Annotated in this window: 14 protein-coding genes; 11 read left to right on the forward strand and 3 right to left on the reverse strand. The window is 64.1% G+C overall.

The annotated features are described in order from the left end of the window. Nucleotides 1–8: 8 nt before the first annotated feature. On the forward strand, nucleotides 9–827 hold the full coding sequence (locus VT84_RS14470; protein WP_052558910.1) for a S8 family serine peptidase: 819 nt from the start codon (nucleotides 9–11) through the stop codon (nucleotides 825–827). A gap of 63 nt (nucleotides 828–890) precedes the next feature. Here VT84_RS14470 and VT84_RS14475 read toward each other — a convergent pair whose 3' ends face one another. Next, nucleotides 891–1,922, reverse strand: coding sequence for a sialate O-acetylesterase (locus VT84_RS14475; RefSeq protein ID WP_239465838.1), 1,032 nt, complete (start codon nucleotides 1,920–1,922; stop codon nucleotides 891–893). Nucleotides 1,923–2,152: 230 nt separating this feature from the next. Here VT84_RS14475 and VT84_RS14480 point away from each other — a divergent pair, with 230 nt between their 5' ends. Next, nucleotides 2,153–3,001, forward strand: a complete 849-nt coding sequence (locus tag VT84_RS14480; RefSeq protein WP_052557870.1) for a hypothetical protein — start codon at nucleotides 2,153–2,155, stop codon at nucleotides 2,999–3,001. 11 nt (nucleotides 3,002–3,012) lie between these two features. On the opposite strand, the gene VT84_RS14485 is transcribed toward VT84_RS14480, so the two are convergent. Together VT84_RS14485 and VT84_RS14490 are read right to left on the reverse strand one after the other, a co-directional pair. Further along, nucleotides 3,013–4,536, reverse strand: a complete 1,524-nt coding sequence (locus tag VT84_RS14485) for an MlaD family protein (RefSeq protein ID WP_082840051.1) — start codon at nucleotides 4,534–4,536, stop codon at nucleotides 3,013–3,015. Nucleotides 4,537–4,601: 65 nt separating this feature from the next. After that, nucleotides 4,602–5,216, reverse strand: a complete 615-nt coding sequence (locus VT84_RS14490; protein WP_157469503.1) for a hypothetical protein — start codon at nucleotides 5,214–5,216, stop codon at nucleotides 4,602–4,604. A gap of 212 nt (nucleotides 5,217–5,428) precedes the next feature. On the opposite strand from VT84_RS14490, the gene VT84_RS14495 reads away from it, so the two are divergent. The 9 genes from VT84_RS14495 to VT84_RS14535 all read left to right on the forward strand — a co-directional run bounded on the left by VT84_RS14495 (nucleotide 5,429) and on the right by VT84_RS14535 (nucleotide 16,358). After that, a complete protein-coding gene (locus VT84_RS14495) occupies nucleotides 5,429–5,869 on the forward strand; it encodes a YybH family protein (RefSeq protein ID WP_082840053.1) in 441 nt (146 codons plus the stop codon). Nucleotides 5,870–6,176: 307 nt separating this feature from the next. Then, nucleotides 6,177–7,241 carry a DUF1559 domain-containing protein gene (locus tag VT84_RS14500; RefSeq protein ID WP_052557859.1) on the forward strand — a complete coding sequence of 355 codons (1,065 nt, stop codon included), beginning with the start codon at nucleotides 6,177–6,179 and terminating at the stop codon, nucleotides 7,239–7,241. A 22-nt stretch (nucleotides 7,242–7,263) separates the two neighbouring features. Next, the gene (locus VT84_RS14505) at nucleotides 7,264–7,701 is read left to right on the forward strand and encodes a carboxypeptidase regulatory-like domain-containing protein (RefSeq protein WP_052557857.1); all 438 of its coding nucleotides are present in this window, start codon (nucleotides 7,264–7,266) and stop codon (nucleotides 7,699–7,701) included. Between the two features lie 28 nt (nucleotides 7,702–7,729). Then, complete coding sequence (locus VT84_RS14510; RefSeq protein WP_052557855.1) at nucleotides 7,730–10,039, forward strand: cytochrome c peroxidase; 2,310 nt, start codon at nucleotides 7,730–7,732, stop codon at nucleotides 10,037–10,039. A gap of 91 nt (nucleotides 10,040–10,130) precedes the next feature. Continuing rightward, nucleotides 10,131–11,033 (forward strand): alpha/beta hydrolase, encoded by a 903-nt coding sequence (locus tag VT84_RS14515; RefSeq protein ID WP_052557853.1) that lies wholly within the window; start codon nucleotides 10,131–10,133, stop codon nucleotides 11,031–11,033. A 490-nt stretch (nucleotides 11,034–11,523) separates the two neighbouring features. Then, entirely contained in the window at nucleotides 11,524–13,632 is a 2,109-nt protein-coding gene (locus VT84_RS14520; RefSeq protein WP_082840055.1) for a G8 domain-containing protein, read from the forward strand. Between the two features lie 351 nt (nucleotides 13,633–13,983). Continuing rightward, nucleotides 13,984–14,925 carry a DUF1559 domain-containing protein gene (locus tag VT84_RS14525; protein ID WP_082843297.1) on the forward strand — a complete coding sequence of 314 codons (942 nt, stop codon included), beginning with the start codon at nucleotides 13,984–13,986 and terminating at the stop codon, nucleotides 14,923–14,925. A 60-nt stretch (nucleotides 14,926–14,985) separates the two neighbouring features. Next, entirely contained in the window at nucleotides 14,986–15,897 is a 912-nt protein-coding gene (locus VT84_RS14530; protein WP_052557846.1) for a DUF1559 domain-containing protein, read from the forward strand. Between the two features lie 17 nt (nucleotides 15,898–15,914). Further along, nucleotides 15,915–16,358 (forward strand): carboxypeptidase-like regulatory domain-containing protein, encoded by a 444-nt coding sequence (locus tag VT84_RS14535; RefSeq protein WP_052557844.1) that lies wholly within the window; start codon nucleotides 15,915–15,917, stop codon nucleotides 16,356–16,358. The last annotated feature ends 5 nt before the right edge of the window (nucleotides 16,359–16,363 follow it).

Below are 16,363 nucleotides of genomic sequence, written 5' to 3' on the forward strand. Positions count from 1 at the left end.
GAACTCTGATGATCGAAACGGCTCCCACAGTGTTCGACGAGATCTTCGCCCGGTTGACCCCGAACAGCATCTTCCAGGATGCCCGGGCGACCGGGGAAGGGATCGCCGTTGCCGTGATCGACTCCGGCGTGGAACGCGCCGTACTCGAAACGAAGTTCCGCGACGCGGGCACGTCGATCCAGCGCATCGAGGGCGCAGTGTTCCGCCCGAGCGGGCCGCCGCTCGAGTACACAGGCCACCAGTCCTCGCCACATGGCACCACCGTCGCGGACATCGTTCTGACGCTCGCGCCGCGGGTGAAGTTGTACTCGGCTGACGTGTTCGGCCCGACCGGGTCGTGTGAAGTGGAAACGGTGATCGCCGCGCTGCACCACGCGATCGACGTGTGGAAGGTGAAGGTAATCAATCTTTCGCTCGGGGTGCCCGAACACAAGCTGCAACAGCTCCCACGCCGCCAGCAGTTGCAGCGCGCGATCGAGGAAGCGTACTTCCGCGACGTGCTGGTGTTCGCCGCCGCGCACAACGAACACCCGCTGACCCGGAGTTACCCGGCCGCGTTCGCCCCGCCGCTCATCTCGGTGGACAAGGGGCTGTTCGACGACCCGCTGCGGTTCGCCTACAAGCTGAGCGAGCAGGTCGAGTTCCAGGCTCACAGCCGCGGATATTTGGGGCCGTTCGCCCGCGAACCGGCCACGAGTTGGGCGACGCCGCACTTGGCCGGCATCGCGGCGCGCATCCTCTCGCTGAAGCCGGATCTGAAGCCGTTCGAGATCAAAACGATCCTGTACTGGCTGTTCCGCAGCGGAGGAAATGGGAAACTGACTTGATCGCGTGCGGTCCGGTGTGGTGAGCGGCGTTCGCGCTCCTTGCGCGAACGCCATTCACAGCGCTTATTTCTTCTCGCCGCGCAGTTCGAGTACCGCGGTGCCGAACGCGCGGCCGATTTTGCACATGGTCTTCGCGCTGCCGAGATAGTGGTACGGATAATCGCTGCCCACTTTGTTCCATTCGTCGAGGTTCTCGCGCCAGCCCTTCTTGAACACGGCCTCCGCGTCGGTGTCCCAGAACGCATCCGTCTTCACCAGTGCGACGTTCCCGCGGAACTCGGGCACGTCCATTACAGCGGCCTGAGCGTCCTTGAATTTCTTGATATTCGTGCTCGGATTTGCCCCTTCCACACCCATTTGCCCGATCACGAACGGAAGCTTCGGCGACTTCAGGTCTTTGCGCACGTCACGAATGAAGTGCGCGAGGTTGGCCGCGTATTCGGCGGTCGCGTCCGCGCTAATCATATCGTTCCAACCCTGGAACCACACGAACCCGGCGATCTCATATCCCTGATCGGCGTAATCCGGGAAGTGCTTCTTCAGGTTCGCGAGCGTGTCACTCACTTCGCTGAGCATGGCCCGGTACGAGTTCCCGAACGGCTTCTTCACATCGTCGAGTGCCGCGTTTTCTTTGCCCTTCTGCTTTTTGAGATCAACAAGCATTTTGTTGAGGGCTGTGTCGGGTGGGAGCCCTGCCGAAGGAGAGCGGAAGTCGCGGTACAGGCTGCGCCCGCCCCATGCGGTCTTGATGAGCAGGACGGGTTCGGTGAACCGGTCGCCGACGACCGTGCCGAATTCGAGTTCCGGCCCGATACATTGGGGCGACCCGTACCCGGTGGTGAGCTTGCCTTTGCGGTCGAGGAACTTGATCCACACATCGTCGCGTTCGATCCACTTGCCGCCGCGCTGCCAGTGTTTGAAGAGGTCGCGTGTGGCCGGTTGTTGGGCCTGATACTCGGCCAGCGAGACCTTCGCCTTGCCCTCCATGTTCGATTGCCCGGCCAAGATGAACACTTTCACCGATTTTGGCGGGTCTGCGGCCTTGAGCGCGGGAAGGGGAACGGACAGGAGCAACAAAATGAGTAGCGTTCGCACGATTGTGCCTCGGGCATGTAATTGGGGTGAGAGCGGCAGGAGCGTTATTGTTCCCGATTGACGCGAGGATTCGCAACCGAAAACCGCCCGACCGCATACCGCGCTTCTCCCCTTCAATCCGACGTGCCGTCCCAACGCGCCCGGCCCGGGCGGGGTTATCCAATAGACGCGGGACCGCGTGGTGCGGTACAAAACAAAACGAGCGTTCATGGTTTCAGGGGGGCGACAGGATGGCACGGTACACGGCTTGGGCGGCGTTCGTGGGGGCCGTGGTGCTCGTAGCCGGGTGCGGGCCGGAGAAGGAACTGCCCACCGCCGGGCTGTCGAGTGAGGGGGCCGGTACTCAGCGCCCGGTGGCGCCTGCGAAATCCGATCCGGAAGCGAAGGCGGTTATCGATCGGGCGGTGAAGGCCCTGACCGGCGGGAAGCTGGAACTGCTCGCGAAGGGGAAGTTCTGCCGCTGCGTGATGAAGGGGCAGATGTTTTCCATCGAACAGGCGAACCAGGCCAACGACACGAACCGCACGGTCGCTGTCGCCTGGCCGGACCGGTTCTTCTCGTCCGACGAACGATTCTCTCTCGGCACCCGGATGTTAGTCGAGGCGTGGTTGCGCCGTCCGGACCTGGCCATTGCCAATAACGGCGCCCCGGTTCCGACGCCAAACATCGACGTGCTCGAGCGCTGGCTCGCGGCCGATGTGGTGGGGCAGAATTGGATGCCACTACTCCTACCCGTCACCGACCCGAAGGCAGTGGTCTTCGACCTCGAACAAATCACAGCAGGGAACCGCGAACTGTCGCGTATCAAACTGGCCCTGGGCGAGTTCCCGTTCTACCTGCTCACGTTCGACGCGAAGACCGACTTGCTGCTGCGGGTCGAGTACACCAACAGCATGGACAACGTGCTACGGCCCACCACGATGGTGTTCTCGGAGCACAAGAATGTAGACGGGTTGATGCTCCCGCACCAGTTCGAGTGCCGGCACAACGGAGCGGTTGTTGAGAAGTTGACCGTTGAGAAGTGGGCGTTCCCCGACACGATCAGCGCCGACGAGTTCAGCCCCCCGAAGAAGAAGTAAAGGCACCCACATTACGGCGGGTAGCCCTGCACGGCCGGGGGCTTCCCGCTCGAAGAAGACGGTGGCTCTAACCAACTCGGTCCGCTGAACGGGCGGGCGGACGAGGCCGGGGGCCAGTCGGGACGGAAACTCGGGACACCGGGCAAGTCTTTCAACCCCGCGCTGGGGCGCAGCGCGCCGCCGATGCCGATCAGTTCCGGCCGACGTGCAACCTTATCCGCGAACACTTCTAAATCGCGGGTGACTTTCTCCGAACGGGCCAGAATGCGCGCCAGCGACCCAGACGCGGCATCGAGGTTCTGGTACACGCCGGGTTCGGTAATGAGCTTCTGAAGCGTCCCATTTTCTTTCGCGAACGCATTCACGACGACACGAATCTCCGCAATCATCTTGCTCAACTGGTCCGCGGCATCGGTCACGTTCTTCACCAAACTCTCGGACCGCGCCGCGAGCGGTCGAGTAACCGCGCGCACGTCGGCGACGATCTGCCCCACCTCGGTCACGCGGCCGTCGATGTTTTTGATGGTTTTCTCGGCTGTATCGAGGATCGTACCGAGCGACCCGGCGAATTTGATTACGGTTATAGCGACGCTATTGAGGTTCTTCAGCACCTCCGTGAACTGCTTGCGGTTCTCCGGTGAAAGAACGTCGTTCACGCCATCAAACGCTTGCCGCGCGCCCTTCACGGCCGCGAGCACCTCGGGTTCGAGGCGCTTCATCGTGGCTCGGAAATCGTCCACCGCGGGTTTGATCGTCCGGAGGGCTTCTTGGGCGTCGCGGATGAGGGCCTTGATGTTCGGTTCTTCTGGCCCGGCGGGTTGGGCCGCGACCACGAACCCGATGGGCGCGCCCGCGGCAGGCGCGCCGTCGCGCGGGGGCGCGGGGGGATCCAAACCCAGCAAATTCTGAAGCTTCGAGTTGGTCTTTCGGATTTCGGGGAGGAACGCGCGCACGTCCTTGAACAGCCCTGTGGCTTCGTCCACCGCGAGTTCGAGCTTCGGGGTCAGCTCGCCGAGCTTCTCCACTTTCTCGAAGGCCCTCGTGATCTTATCCAGGGATTGTTGCGCGGTAGCCAGTGCGTTCGAGGCCGGTCCGACGAAGCTCCGCGGCGTGATAGGCGGAACGCCGGGAATGTCGCTGTCGGGGGGCCACTCGTCGCCGCGCGGGACGGGCTGGTTGTCTTGTCCGAGTTTGGGCAGGAAGTCGATGGCCGTGTCGCCGCTGAGCAGCCCGCGCGTGATGTGGGCTTCTTCCGAGGTCCGCGGGAGGTACTTGCGGTCCACGGAGATCCGCACCCGGACCTGACCGCTCACCGGGTCGAGTTCGAGTGCCGTTACTTGGCCGATGCGCACGCCCGATTTGCGGATGGGGATACCGGGACCGATCCCCGGTGCTTCGGGGAACAGAACGGAATACCGGGTGTCACTGGAAAACAACCGTGGGGCGCCACCGAATAGTACGACGAGGCCCGCGAGCGCGATCAGCGACGCGCCCATGAACAGCCCCAATCGTAACCGTAGCGCTCGCTCCGCCATGATGCGCTATCGTTCCCTGTCGTGGGGCGGGCGCTCGCAGAACTTCGACCGCCCGCAAGGATCAGTCACTTGCAGTTCCGTATGCGCCGCAGAATTTCTTGCTCGAAGGCGAAGTCCCGACCGACCTTGAACCAGGTGCGCGTGGTCGCGGTTTCGGGGGTGACGACCTCCAACTGCCGGTCCACTGTGGGCGATTCCTGGAACACCGCGTTGCCCACCGTCGCGTGGGCCGGGCGCGGGACGTCCTCGAGCTCCTTATCGACGACGACGTATACAAGATACCCGCCGCGTTCGCCGGCGCGAATCTCCACGGTCGCGATCTGCCGGACGCTCTGGAACGTCGCGAGCAAGCGCTGCCGCGGGTCCGGGTTCCCGGCCTTCCAGAACTGCTCGTACCCGGGCGCGACGCGCGGCTTCGTGGTGATGCGCCCCTCGTAAGCGTTGGGCGTCTGGAGCTCGAAGTAGTCGTCGAGCACCTCAATGACCTTTTCAAAGACTTCGCGGTACGATTCGGCCGTGGGCTGACCGGGCGACACGAGCACCGGGTTCTCGACTTCCGTGCGGCGAACGGTCAGCGGATTGTCGAGGGGCGGGGCGGTGGCGCAGCCGGTCTGACCGAGCGCGACGGCGCAAACCGTAATCGCGACGACCCGGAGCGTAACTACTCGCCGCGTGCCCATGCGGGTGCCTTTCATCAAGCCATTAGCATGAAGGACGCCGGTATGCCAATACCGTGCGGTCCGGTCAAGGCGGCGTTGACCGGGTACGGGCCGCTTGGGTCTACGATTAACTCCCCGTAACGTGCCCATTTCCACACCGCAACCACTCGGAGCCGAGCTTGTCTGAACGTGACCGCCGAGCTATCCCCTCTCCCTTCACATGGAGGGCGCGCATGCGGTGCTTGGTACTGGTTGGCTGTGTGCTGTTCGGGAGCGCTTGTACGGGGTACGCGGCGGACGACGAAGCGGTGATTCGAGACCTCAGCACGAAGTTCGCCGAGTCTATTCGCAAGAAGGACAGAGCCGGGCTGGAAGCCGTGCTCGGAGCGAACTACCAGATCGATCACGTCCCACTGCCCGTTTACTCGGGCGACCCTCTGGACCGAGGGACCATGCTCAAGGCGTGGACCGATCCGAAGGTGACCGTCGAACTGATGTTTAAGACGACCCGCCTACGAATCCTCGGCGACACGGCCATTGAGAGCGGCGAATACTCGGGCCAAATCAAGCTCGGTTTGGAAAAGAGGGCCTGGGGGCATTTCGGAGGGTGCCCGTATATTCGCGTGTGGATGAAGGACAAAACCGTGTGGAAACTCGTCCACGAGAAACACTAGTTTTTGACGCAAGCTCATCCCCGTAACCTGGATGATCTGCATCTGTCGAATGACGCACGTATTCCTTTTGCCGAAAATGCCATTTCACGTTGCGCGGCTTCTGTTGGCTAAAGTGTGGCTAGTTGTGGCTATTTCTTGACCGGTTGATTCGGCACGTTCATCGGGAATACTTGGTTTCTGCTCGTTTTCTGTTCGGCACGAGCCGTGCTTATAGTCCGACTTACCCAAGCCGGCTCGCTCCGCAGCGGATCACTCCCCCCGCGTCCGTAGGCACGCCGCACCACACGTAACTCTCAGAGGTCTCTCGATGCGCCGGCGTGCCGGTTTTACGCTCATTGAACTGTTGGTTGTGATTGCGATCATTGCAATCTTGATCGGCCTACTACTACCCGCGGTACAGAAGGTTCGCGAAGCAGCGGCCCGGATGAGTTGCTCCAATAACCTCAAACAGATCGGGCTCGCGTTCCACAATCACGAGAGCGCACTGGGTTACTTCCCGGCAATGCGCACGACCGGTGCGGCCCCGGGGCCGACCGGGGTACTCAACGGTTGGGGACTGAATCTGCTCCCGTACCTCGAACAGAACCAGGTCTACACTGGGTTCAACCTGAGCCTGCCGTGGTACGCCGGCCCACAGGATTCGCCCGCCTCGAACAACCTCGTCCTCAGCCAGACCAAGCTGAAGGTGTACCGGTGCCCGTCCGCACCCGAGCGCGACGGATTCGCTGCACCGACGCCTGCCGTGGTTGCACTCGACACCGCGACCACCTGGCCCGCGCTCCCGGGCACGACCAACGACTTGGCCACGGCCAACATCCGCCGGACGGCTTCATCGGACTACAGCGCTCTGTTCGGCGGCGGTGGGTACGGTCTGCCGCTCCTGGATGGTAGTAACACCATCGTGAGCGTAACGGGCATCGAGTACGCCCTCCAGAAGCAGCGGAAGATCCTTGAAATCAGCGACGGCACGTCGAACACGATTCTGATCGCGGAAATGGCCGGGCGCCCGCTCCACTATGTGAAGGGTAAGGCCCAGAACGGCTCGTCGGTCCTCGGGTCCGGGATCGCGTCCGTAACCGCGTCCTACGCGGACCGCAAGTATTGCCAGCCCCCGTGGTCCGATTGGGGGAGCGGCCCGTCCAATGCGTTCTCGTTCTTCGACGGGACCGGGACCGAGGGGCGCGTCACGGTCGGGTCGGTCGCGGCGTGTGCGGTGAACTGCAACAACGTCACCGGGATCTACGCCTTCCACTCGGGCGGGGCGAACGTCGTCCTGGCCGACGGGAGCGTGCAGTTCCTGACCGAATCGAAGGCCCCGTTCGTCGTCAGCCGGATGCTGTTCGCCAACGACGGGAACCCGCTCGGCGAGTAGCACACAAATCTAGGAGTTCGTGATGGCCGGTCGGTGGATCGTGGTCGGGTTCGTGCTCGCACTCCTCACGGGGTGCGGGGGCAACGAGAAAGAGTGGCCGAAGCGGTACCCGGTGTCCGGTCAGGTACACGTGGACGGTAAGCCCGCGGTCCGGGCGACGGTCGCGTTCCACCCGCTCGCGCCGCACTCGGACGGGAAGAGTTACGCTCCGTCCACGTTCACCGACGAAACGGGCGCGTTCAAGCTCACGACCGTCGAGGCCGGCGACGGCGCGCCGGCCGGCGAGTACACCGTGACCGTTGTGGCCAACTACGTCGTGCGCGACGGGCAGGACGTTCCGGTCCCGGACCTGCTCCGGGGCCAGTTCGCCGACCCGAAGAAATCGTCGCTCAAGGTCACCGTGCGGGAGGGGGACAATGCCCTCCCCGCGTTCGACCTCAAGTCCTCGCCGAAGCCCTGATTATTCTTCCGTAAGCGGAGCGATCGTGATGCGCTGGTGTGTCGTGCCTCTCGTGGCGGTTCTTTCTCTCGTGGCCCCGTCGGAACTGATCGCCGCGCCACCGGAGGCGCGCAAACTCGCTCTGCCCGAAACTCCCTACAAGTACGCCGACCCGAAGCTCCCCGCGAACTTCGAGGAGCGCTGGGTCAAGGCACTCGATACGACCCCGGCCGATAACCCGACCACCGACGCCGGGGCCGCGCTGGGGCGTGCCCTGTTCTATGACACGCGCCTCTCCGCGAGCGACACCGTATCCTGCGGCACGTGCCACATTCAACAAAATGCGTTTGCTGAGCCGCGTAAGGTCAGTGTCGGGCACGAAGGGCGTAGGGGCGACCGCAACGCGATGAGCCTCGTGAACCTGCGATTCGCGCGCGCCGGGTTGTTCTGGGACGAGCGCGCCGAGACGCTCGAAGAGGCCGTCGGGCTGCCCGTGCGGAGCCGGATCGAGATGGCCGGGCGCGACGGCCCCGCGTTGCTCAAGGCGCTCGCGGTCGATGCCCGCTACGGGGCACTCTTCAAGGCCGCGTTCGGTACCACGGAAGTGACCGACGAGCGCGTGCGTAAGGCGCTCGCGCAGTTCATTCGGTCTATGGTGTCGTGTGACTCGAAGTACGACCGCAGCGCGTCGAAGGTGGCGTCGGTGAAGGACGAGTTCCCGAACTTCACCGAGGAAGAGAATCGCGGTAAGGCGGTGTTCCTCCAGCACTGCAATTTGTGCCACCACATCGGGGAGGGGAAGCACGTCGCGTTCTTCGATATGTTCCGCTCACTCAACAACGGGCTGGACCCGGACGCGAACGTGCTCGACGGCGGGCGCGGGGACGTGACCCTCAATCCGACAGAGGTCGGGCAGTTCCGGGCCTCGTCGCTGCGGAACGTCGCGGTCACCGGGCCGTACATGCACGACGGCCGGTTCGACACACTGGAAGCGGTGATCGCGTTCTACAGCACTGGCGTGATGCGCCACCCGAACGCGGGCGCCGTCGGCCGGTTCGGGTTCAGCGCGAAGGACCAATCGGCGCTCGTCGCGTTCCTCAAAACACTCACGGACGAAACCTTCCTGACCGATCCGAAATTCTCCGACCCGTGGGCCGGCGACGCAAAACCGAGCGCGAAATTACCGCTGCCCGCGGTTGCCAAGAGCGCGGAGCCGAAGAAACGAGAATCGGTCGCAGACCGACTCGCTCGCGGCGTGGGCCTGGAGGCCGGCGAAGCGCTCCCGTGGCTCAAGGGACTGGACAAGAACGGTGACGGGACGCTCGATAAGGGCGAACTCGAACCGCTCCTCGCGGTGTTGGTGAAGACTCGCGTAGGGTCGCTTTCACTCGAACGCGGACCGCGTGGGGGCGGTGGGCCGGCACCAAAGGGGCCGCGCCCGGGAGCGAAGGGCGACACATTGCTCGGCGACTTCGACGGTGATGGTACGGTCGACGAGAACGAATCCCGCGCGTTTGGAGCGATGAAGCGACTCACCGAACTCGGTGACGGCGACGGGCTGCGCCGACTCGTGCGCACGGACCGATTTCTGGGCGGGTTCGAGTTAACGACCGATCGGGCCGAAGCCGCACGAAAAGTCCTCAACGCGGGCCGCACGGACCTCGCGCGCCGGGTTCTCGCTCTGGATCTCGATACGCTCGGCAAGATGGAGAAACTCACGGGCGCGGACGCGGTGGCACGGTATCAAGGGCTCGTGATCGATCAGCAGGTTGCTGCGGTTCGCACCCGGACCGCACGCGACCCCGATCCGCGCCCCGTAGTCGAGCGCCAAGTCGCGCAATTCGACAAGAACAACGACGGCCAGTTCTCCCCGGACGAGTTGACCGAACTGGCCACCGCGCTCGATCGGTTGGCGGGCGGGTTCGGGTGCGCGGCGCCGGAAGCGATCGACATGGCTCAATTCACGCGACGGTTCGTCGCCTACGATCCGGCCGGGAAGGGATCGGTCGCGGTCGCGAAACTGCCCGAACGACTGGTCGACTTCGCGGTTCGCGGGGACCGCAACCGCGACGGCATCCTCTCGCCCGCGGAGATCGACGGGTTCATCCGCACGAGTGCGTTCGGGCAGCTTCTGTCGGAAGGTATCTATGTAGGCGGTGGGTTCGCGGACGCGCTCGTGCGCCACGCGGACTTGGTTGATGAACTTGAACTCCCCGACGAGACACGCAAAGCCGTGGAGGAGCTGTTTGCGGAACACAATCGCAAACTCACGGTGATGAAGAACGAAACAGTCGCCGACCAGTTCGCGAAGTTCCGCGACGCGGTCGGGAAGAAGGCGCCGCTCGCTGCAAAGCGGTAAGTACGCAAGTCGCTTTCAAACAACTCACCGCGCGCCTGTTCGTGACAGCGGCTCAGGCGCGTTCCCCGTTCGCAACCGGAGTCAACACACCATGCGGTTGTCTGGTATCGCCCTGATCGTTCTCGCTTCGATGGCGGTTACAATATTCGCCGCGGACCCGACCCCCGTCGTCATTCCGCGCACCGAGCAGTTTGATGTGAAGTCGAAAAATGGCCTCGAATACCGTATCTTCGTCGCCGCCCCCACCGGTAAAGCCCCGGACGCGGGGTACCCGGTCATTTACTTGTCGGACGGCAACGGGAACTTCCCGACGGTTCATTCCGCGGCCCGGCGCCTGTCGATGAACGACCTGTCCGCGGTGGTGGTCGGGATCGGGTACCCGACCGACGAGACGAAGGTTCACAACGAGCGCCGGTCGTTCGACCTCACCCCACCCACATCGGCGGAGTGGCTGAAAACGCTCCCCAAAGGCGCGCCGATCGGCAAAACCGGTGGTAGCAATGAATTCCTCGCATTTATTGAAGGCGAACTTAAGCCGCTGATCGAGCACAAGTATACGATCGACCGCAAGCGCCAAACGCTGTTCGGACACTCGTTCGGTGGGTTGTTTGCGCTGCACGTGCTGTTCTCCAAACCGGACGCGTTTCAAACCTACGTCGCGTCCAGCCCCTCGATCTGGTGGAACGATCGATCGGTACTCACCGAAGAAAAGGCGTTCGCGGAGAAGTTCGCGGGGAAGGCCGTGAACGCGCGGGTGCTCGTTTCGGTCGGCGGGTGGGAGCAGCAAGCGGGGGTGAAGGTGTCGAAGGAGCGCGCCGAGATGCTCCGGGACCGGCGCATGGTGGACAATGCAAAGGAACTCGCCGCGCGGCTCGAAAAGTCGGCCGTTAAGGGGCTGACGGTCGCGTTCCGGGAGTTCGCGGAGGAGGACCACGGGTCGGTGGTGCTTCCCGCCGCGAGCCGCGGGGTACGGTTCGCGCTGGAATCACCGTGAGCACGGACCCGGGCTTACCGTTTGTTGATGCTAATGCGCATCGACTGGTCGCACCGTGCCCAGCCACCTCGTAGGGTTGGTCACGGCGTGACCGGCCGCGGTCGTTATTTGTGCAGAATCACCTCTCGACGAGTCGGGATCGGTTCCGACAATGACCTAACCCAAGTGTGCCTCGCCGGGAAATTGGCCTCTGTTTGCTGTGAGCGCTTTTCCCGCTGCTCCCTGAGTGTGCTCAGCTCCGGACGGTTCTCGTCCCGCAATGCAACTCCGGTTCGATGTGGTTCTGCTGCTCCCGCGGTGTGGATCACATTTCAAGTTGCCTAATTAAACGCGCTCGCGAACCAGGATTGGGAACGATTGTTGCCTCTCGCGGGGCACTTCGCACGCTGCGCGTTCGATTTGGTTGCGGTCAACCACCGTTTAGGGCTCGTCGGTGTACCGGCGCCCGAACGGATTGCTTCACGCATTTGCCCCACCGGAGTGCTCAACTATGTCCGTCCGGTTCGCTCTTTTCGCGCTTGTTCCTGCGCTGTGTTTGGTTCCCGGCCGGGGAGCATCGGATCACGTTCTGCCCACGATGTCGGTTCGCGTGCTGAACGCGCCGGATGCACTCGTTCGTTCGGCCGCGTCGGGCGCGTGGTCGGATGGGAAGACGTGGGAGGGCGGGAAGGTTCCCGGGGCTGGGGCGCGGGTGCAAATCCGCACCGGGCACACGGTCACGTTCGACGTGAAGGCCGATGCGGTGATCCGGTCGATCCACGTGGCCGGCACGCTAACGTTCGCACGCGACCGAGACACTGCATTGAACGTCGGGCTCATCAAGATTCAGCCCGGTGATGATGCGAGCGAGAACGGGTTCGACTGCGACGCTCACGCCAAGCCTGTGGAGCCGGGGACCACGCGCCCGGCGCTGGAGGTCGGCACGCTGGCGGCCCCGATCCCGTCCAAGTTCACCGCGACGATCCGGTTACACCACGTCGAGGGCTTGGACAAGGAAACGTGCCCCGCGATCGTCTGCTGCGGCGGGCGCATGGATCTGCACGGCGCGCCGATGGAGCGCACGTGGGTAAAACTCGCGCAGATGGCCCGGTCCGGCGAAGCGCGGATCGTCCTGCCGTACCCGCTCCCGGGGTGGAAGGTCGGGGACCGGATCGTTGTCGTCGGTACGTCGCGCCAGGTCGGGTACCTGGGCACCCGCAAACTCCCGACCGACGATTCGATTCGCGGCAAGCAGTCGAGCGAGGAGCGGGTCATCACGAAGATGGCCTCGTGGGGCGGGAGCGGGTTGGATGCCGAAACGCAGTGGCAAATCGTCACGCTCGACGCCCCGCTGAAGTACGAGCACCGGGCGAGTGGCAGCTTCCGCGCCGAGGTCGCGAACCTGTCCCGGAACGTGGTCGTCGAGAGCGCCAATCCGGACGGAATCCGCGGGCACACGATGTACCACCGGAACAGCGCTGGAGGGATCAGCTACGCCGAGTTCCGGCATCTGGGTAAAGAGAACGTGCTGGGCAAGTACCCGATTCACTACCACCTGTGCGGCGACACCATGCGCGGCAGCTCGGTGATCGGCGTGAGCGTGTGGGGGAGCAAGAACCGGTTCGTCACGGTCCACGGCACCCGGCACCTCGTGGTCCGCGATTGCGTCGGGTACGACTCGATCGGGCACGGGTTCTTCCTCGAAGACGGAACCGAAGCGTTCAACGTGTTCGACCGCAACCTCGCGGTGCTGGCGTGCCGCGGGAAGCCGCTGCCGGATCAGGTGCTCCCGTTCGACAAGAACCTCGGGTCCGGGTTCTGGTGGTCGAACAGCCTCAACACGTTCACGCGGAACGTGGCCGCCGAGTGCGACGAGGACGGGTTCCGGTTCGAGGTAGTGAAAACGGCGAAGTTCGACCCGGTGCTGAACGTTCCGGGGGCAGACGGCGCGCGCCGGAGCGTGGACGTGCGGACGCTGCCCTTTGTCCGGTTCGACGGGAACGAATCGCACACGCACCGGCTGTTCGCGTTCAACTTGGGCGGGTTCGCGACGACGGAATTCGGCAAACCCGATTCGGACGTGGGCGGCGTGGGACCGGACGCGAAGCACCCGCTCGTGATCCGGAACCTGAAGGTGTGGGACGCTCACTGGGGGTTCCACACGGGCTGCCCGCGTGTTCTGATTGAGGGAGCCGAGTTCTACGACTGCCTGTACGGGATGTGGCGCTGCGTGTTGGACGGCCACGAGCACAAGCGGGTCACCTACACCGAAGTCGAGAACCCACTGTTCTTCCCGCGCCACGCGGCGAGCACCGCCGAGAGCGGAACGCGGCCGTACCCCGAAAGCCCGCCCGTCGACGATCTGGCCCCGACCACCGTCATCACGCACACGAACCGCCTCGAAAACGGCAACGTTCGCGTTCGCGGCACGACAAGCGACAACTTCACCGTCAAGCGGGTCGTGGTGAACGGCCGCGAGGCCCGGGCCGTGCGCTCGAACTTCGCCGAGTGGGAGATCGAACTACCGTCCGCCGTGGACGGGAAGGTGTCTGCGCGTGCCGAGGACGCGACCGGAAACATCGAGTCGCAACCGCACGCGGTGACGGTGCGGACCAAGTGACCGTTGAACGCTCCCAATAACGAGCCGCGCCGCAAGGGAGTGGTGCAACGCCTTCCCGCGCGTTGAACCACGGTCGCGGTTCGTTGGCCGGAAACCGGATCTGTAGCCCGGCCGCGCCTGATGCGCTGGCCACCCCGTTGTCAGCGTCTGTCACTCAGCGCCCACCGCGAACGGTTTCGTGGCCGGGGGCGAGTGAAATGGCCTTTGAAACCGAGGTTTCTGTTTCTCGCCCGCTCCGGCATGGTTTTCGCTGTGAAGCCGTGCCCCAAGTCAGCTTAGCCACGACGATTCGTTCGTCCCGCAACGCGGCTTTATCGACATCGTGTTCGGCACCAGGACTTGGGAACCACTATGAACCGAAAGCGCCGCGGGTTTACGCTCATTGAGTTGCTCGTTGTGATCGCGATTATTGCGATCTTGATCGGCTTGCTTCTGCCCGCCGTTCAGAAAGTGCGCGAGGCCGCAGCACGCATGAAGTGCGCGAACAACCTCAAACAGATCGGACTCGCCTGCCACAACTATGCGTCGGCGAACAACGACAACCTGCCCGCGCCCAACGCGGGTGGGGTGAACGATTCCTGGGGGCGCATCCTGCTCCCCTACGTCGAACAAGACAACGTTTACAAACAGTACAACATCGCGCTGAGCTTCGCTGACCCGGCCAACGCACAGGCCATTGCCACGCGCATCTCGACCTACGTGTGCCCCAGCGCCCCGAACTCGGGCCGGATGATTTCCGGCGCGACCTCCGGGGGCCTGGCGTTCTCGGCCGCACCGACCGATTACACGTGGGTCAGCCAGATCACGGTCAACGCGGTCATCCTTCAGGAACTGAACGCCTACAACGCCACGACCTACCCGCTGGACTCCTCGGGGAACCCGGCCGGCAACTGGCACTACAACCTGCTGCGGACCGAGGGGCGCAAGATCAACATGTGCCCGGACGGGCTGTCGAACACGTTCCTGGGCATCTACGAGATCGCCGACAAGCCGAACGTGTGGCGCGCGGGCAAGCTGTTCTCCACCCCCGCGGCCAACACGAACGGGATCGGCTCGTGGGCCACGAACAGCAGCAACGCGCTCCGCAGCTACCTCGCGGACGGTTCGGCGTTCCCCGGGCCGTGCGTGATGAACTGCTCGAACAGCGCCGCGGTGTACAGCTTCCACACCAACGGGTGCAACTTCCCGATGGGCGACGGCAGCGTCCGCTTCGTGAACCAGTCGATCGACAAGTTCGTGTTCTACGCCCTCACCACCGCGTCCGCGGGCGAGGTGTGGGGCGTTCTTCCGTAACGTGTGACGGCGCGGGCGCTCTTGCGCCCCCGCCTTTTTTGCTCGAACCCGGAGCAGCCGATGAACCTTCGCCGCAGATCGGGCCTCTCGCGCCCCGAAGTTCTGGTCGTGCTCGCGCTCGGTGCCCTCGGCGCGGGGTTCGTGCTCCCCGCCATCGGTAAGGCTCGCGCGGCGTCGGCACGCGAACAGTGCGCGAACAACTTGAAGCAGATCGGGCTCGCGTCGCTCAAGTACGGCGACGATCACGGCCGCGCCCTTCCGCCGATTCGCGAGGGACAAGGGGCGTCCATCCTCGTTTCGCTGCTGCCCTACACGGACGAGAGCAAGGTCGGTGAGGCGCTCGCTGCCTCCGGCAAACCCTGGCACGATCCGGCCAACGCGAAGATCGTGGCGAAGCCCCTTTCGTTCGCGCAGTGCCCCGCTGCACCCAAACCGGACCGGGTGCTGGAGGGGAAGATCGGCGACAACGCATTTAGGGCCGCGCCGACCGACTACACCGCGGTCCCGCTCATCACCGAGGCGATCCGGGACATCTTCCCGCCGGAGCACGACCGCAGTACGCCGCTGGGCGGACTCGGCGCCGCGACCACGGGCGCACGCGCGAACTACAGCGACATCACCGACGGGCTCTCGATGACGTTCCTCGGTGTTCTGGAGATCGCGGACAAGCCGAACCGGTGGCAGGCCGGAAAGCTCACCGCGATCGGCGACGCGATGAACGGCTCGGGCACCTGGGCCGCCAACGGGTTGAACGCGCCGCGCGGGTACTCGTGGGACGGCAAGAGCTTCCCCGGGCCGTGTGCGATGAACTGCTCGAACAGCGCCGCGGCGTACAGCTTCCACGAAGACGGGTGCAACTTTGTTTTCGCCGACGGCTCGGTCCGGTTCCTGAAAAAAGACATCGACGTGTGGGTCTTCTACGCGGGCCTCACGCGCCGCGGGGGCGAACTCCTCACGACCAACGACTTCTGATACCACCGGAGATCACTTTGAACGTCCGAACGTTTCTTACCGCCGGCGTACTCGTTGCGGTTGTGCTGTCCACCGGCTGTTCCGACGGGAAGAAGGAGAAGCCTGTTTACAAGGTTCACGGCCGGGTGACTTTCGACGGGAAGCCGGTCGCGAAGGGCGCCGTGTCCTTCTACCCGGTCGATCCGAACGATCGCGCCACGCCCTCGCACGCCACCACGGACGACGACGGGAACTTCGTGATGCATACGTACCGCGACGGCGACGGGGTTCCGGCCGGCGAGCACATTGTGACGCTCTACTGGCCCGGTCCGCGGGTGAAGAAAGAGAAGGGCGCGGACCCCGACGAAGGGGAGTCCGTCGCGCCGGACCGGTTGAAGGGCGAATACGCCCAGGCCGGGAAGTCGAAGCTCCGCGCCACCGTGCGCGAACAGGACAACGAGATCAACTTCAAACTCCCGTAAGCGGT

This window comes from Gemmata sp. SH-PL17, from assembly GCF_001610855.1.
Classification (GTDB): Bacteria; Planctomycetota; Planctomycetia; order Gemmatales; family Gemmataceae; genus Gemmata; species Gemmata massiliana.

Bases quoted from the DNA above. Each gene is read 5' to 3' on its own strand.
- VT84_RS14500 (WP_052557859.1), top strand. From the start codon at position 6,177: ATGCGCCGGCGTGCCGGTTTTACGCTCATTGAACTGTTGGTTGTGATT.
- VT84_RS14520 (WP_082840055.1), top strand. From the start codon at position 11,524: ATGTCCGTCCGGTTCGCTCTTTTCGCGCTTGTTCCTGCGCTGTGTTTG.
- VT84_RS14510 (WP_052557855.1), top strand. From the start codon at position 7,730: ATGCGCTGGTGTGTCGTGCCTCTCGTGGCGGTTCTTTCTCTCGTGGCC.
- VT84_RS14485 (WP_082840051.1), bottom strand. From the start codon at position 4,536: ATGGCGGAGCGAGCGCTACGGTTACGATTGGGGCTGTTCATGGGCGCG.
- VT84_RS14525 (WP_082843297.1), top strand. From the start codon at position 13,984: ATGAACCGAAAGCGCCGCGGGTTTACGCTCATTGAGTTGCTCGTTGTG.
- VT84_RS14530 (WP_052557846.1), top strand. From the start codon at position 14,986: ATGAACCTTCGCCGCAGATCGGGCCTCTCGCGCCCCGAAGTTCTGGTC.
- VT84_RS14490 (WP_157469503.1), bottom strand. From the start codon at position 5,216: ATGGGCACGCGGCGAGTAGTTACGCTCCGGGTCGTCGCGATTACGGTT.
- VT84_RS14495 (WP_082840053.1), top strand. From the start codon at position 5,429: ATGCGGTGCTTGGTACTGGTTGGCTGTGTGCTGTTCGGGAGCGCTTGT.
- VT84_RS14505 (WP_052557857.1), top strand. From the start codon at position 7,264: ATGGCCGGTCGGTGGATCGTGGTCGGGTTCGTGCTCGCACTCCTCACG.
- VT84_RS14515 (WP_052557853.1), top strand. From the start codon at position 10,131: ATGCGGTTGTCTGGTATCGCCCTGATCGTTCTCGCTTCGATGGCGGTT.
- VT84_RS14470 (WP_052558910.1), top strand. From the start codon at position 9: ATGATCGAAACGGCTCCCACAGTGTTCGACGAGATCTTCGCCCGGTTG.
- VT84_RS14480 (WP_052557870.1), top strand. From the start codon at position 2,153: ATGGCACGGTACACGGCTTGGGCGGCGTTCGTGGGGGCCGTGGTGCTC.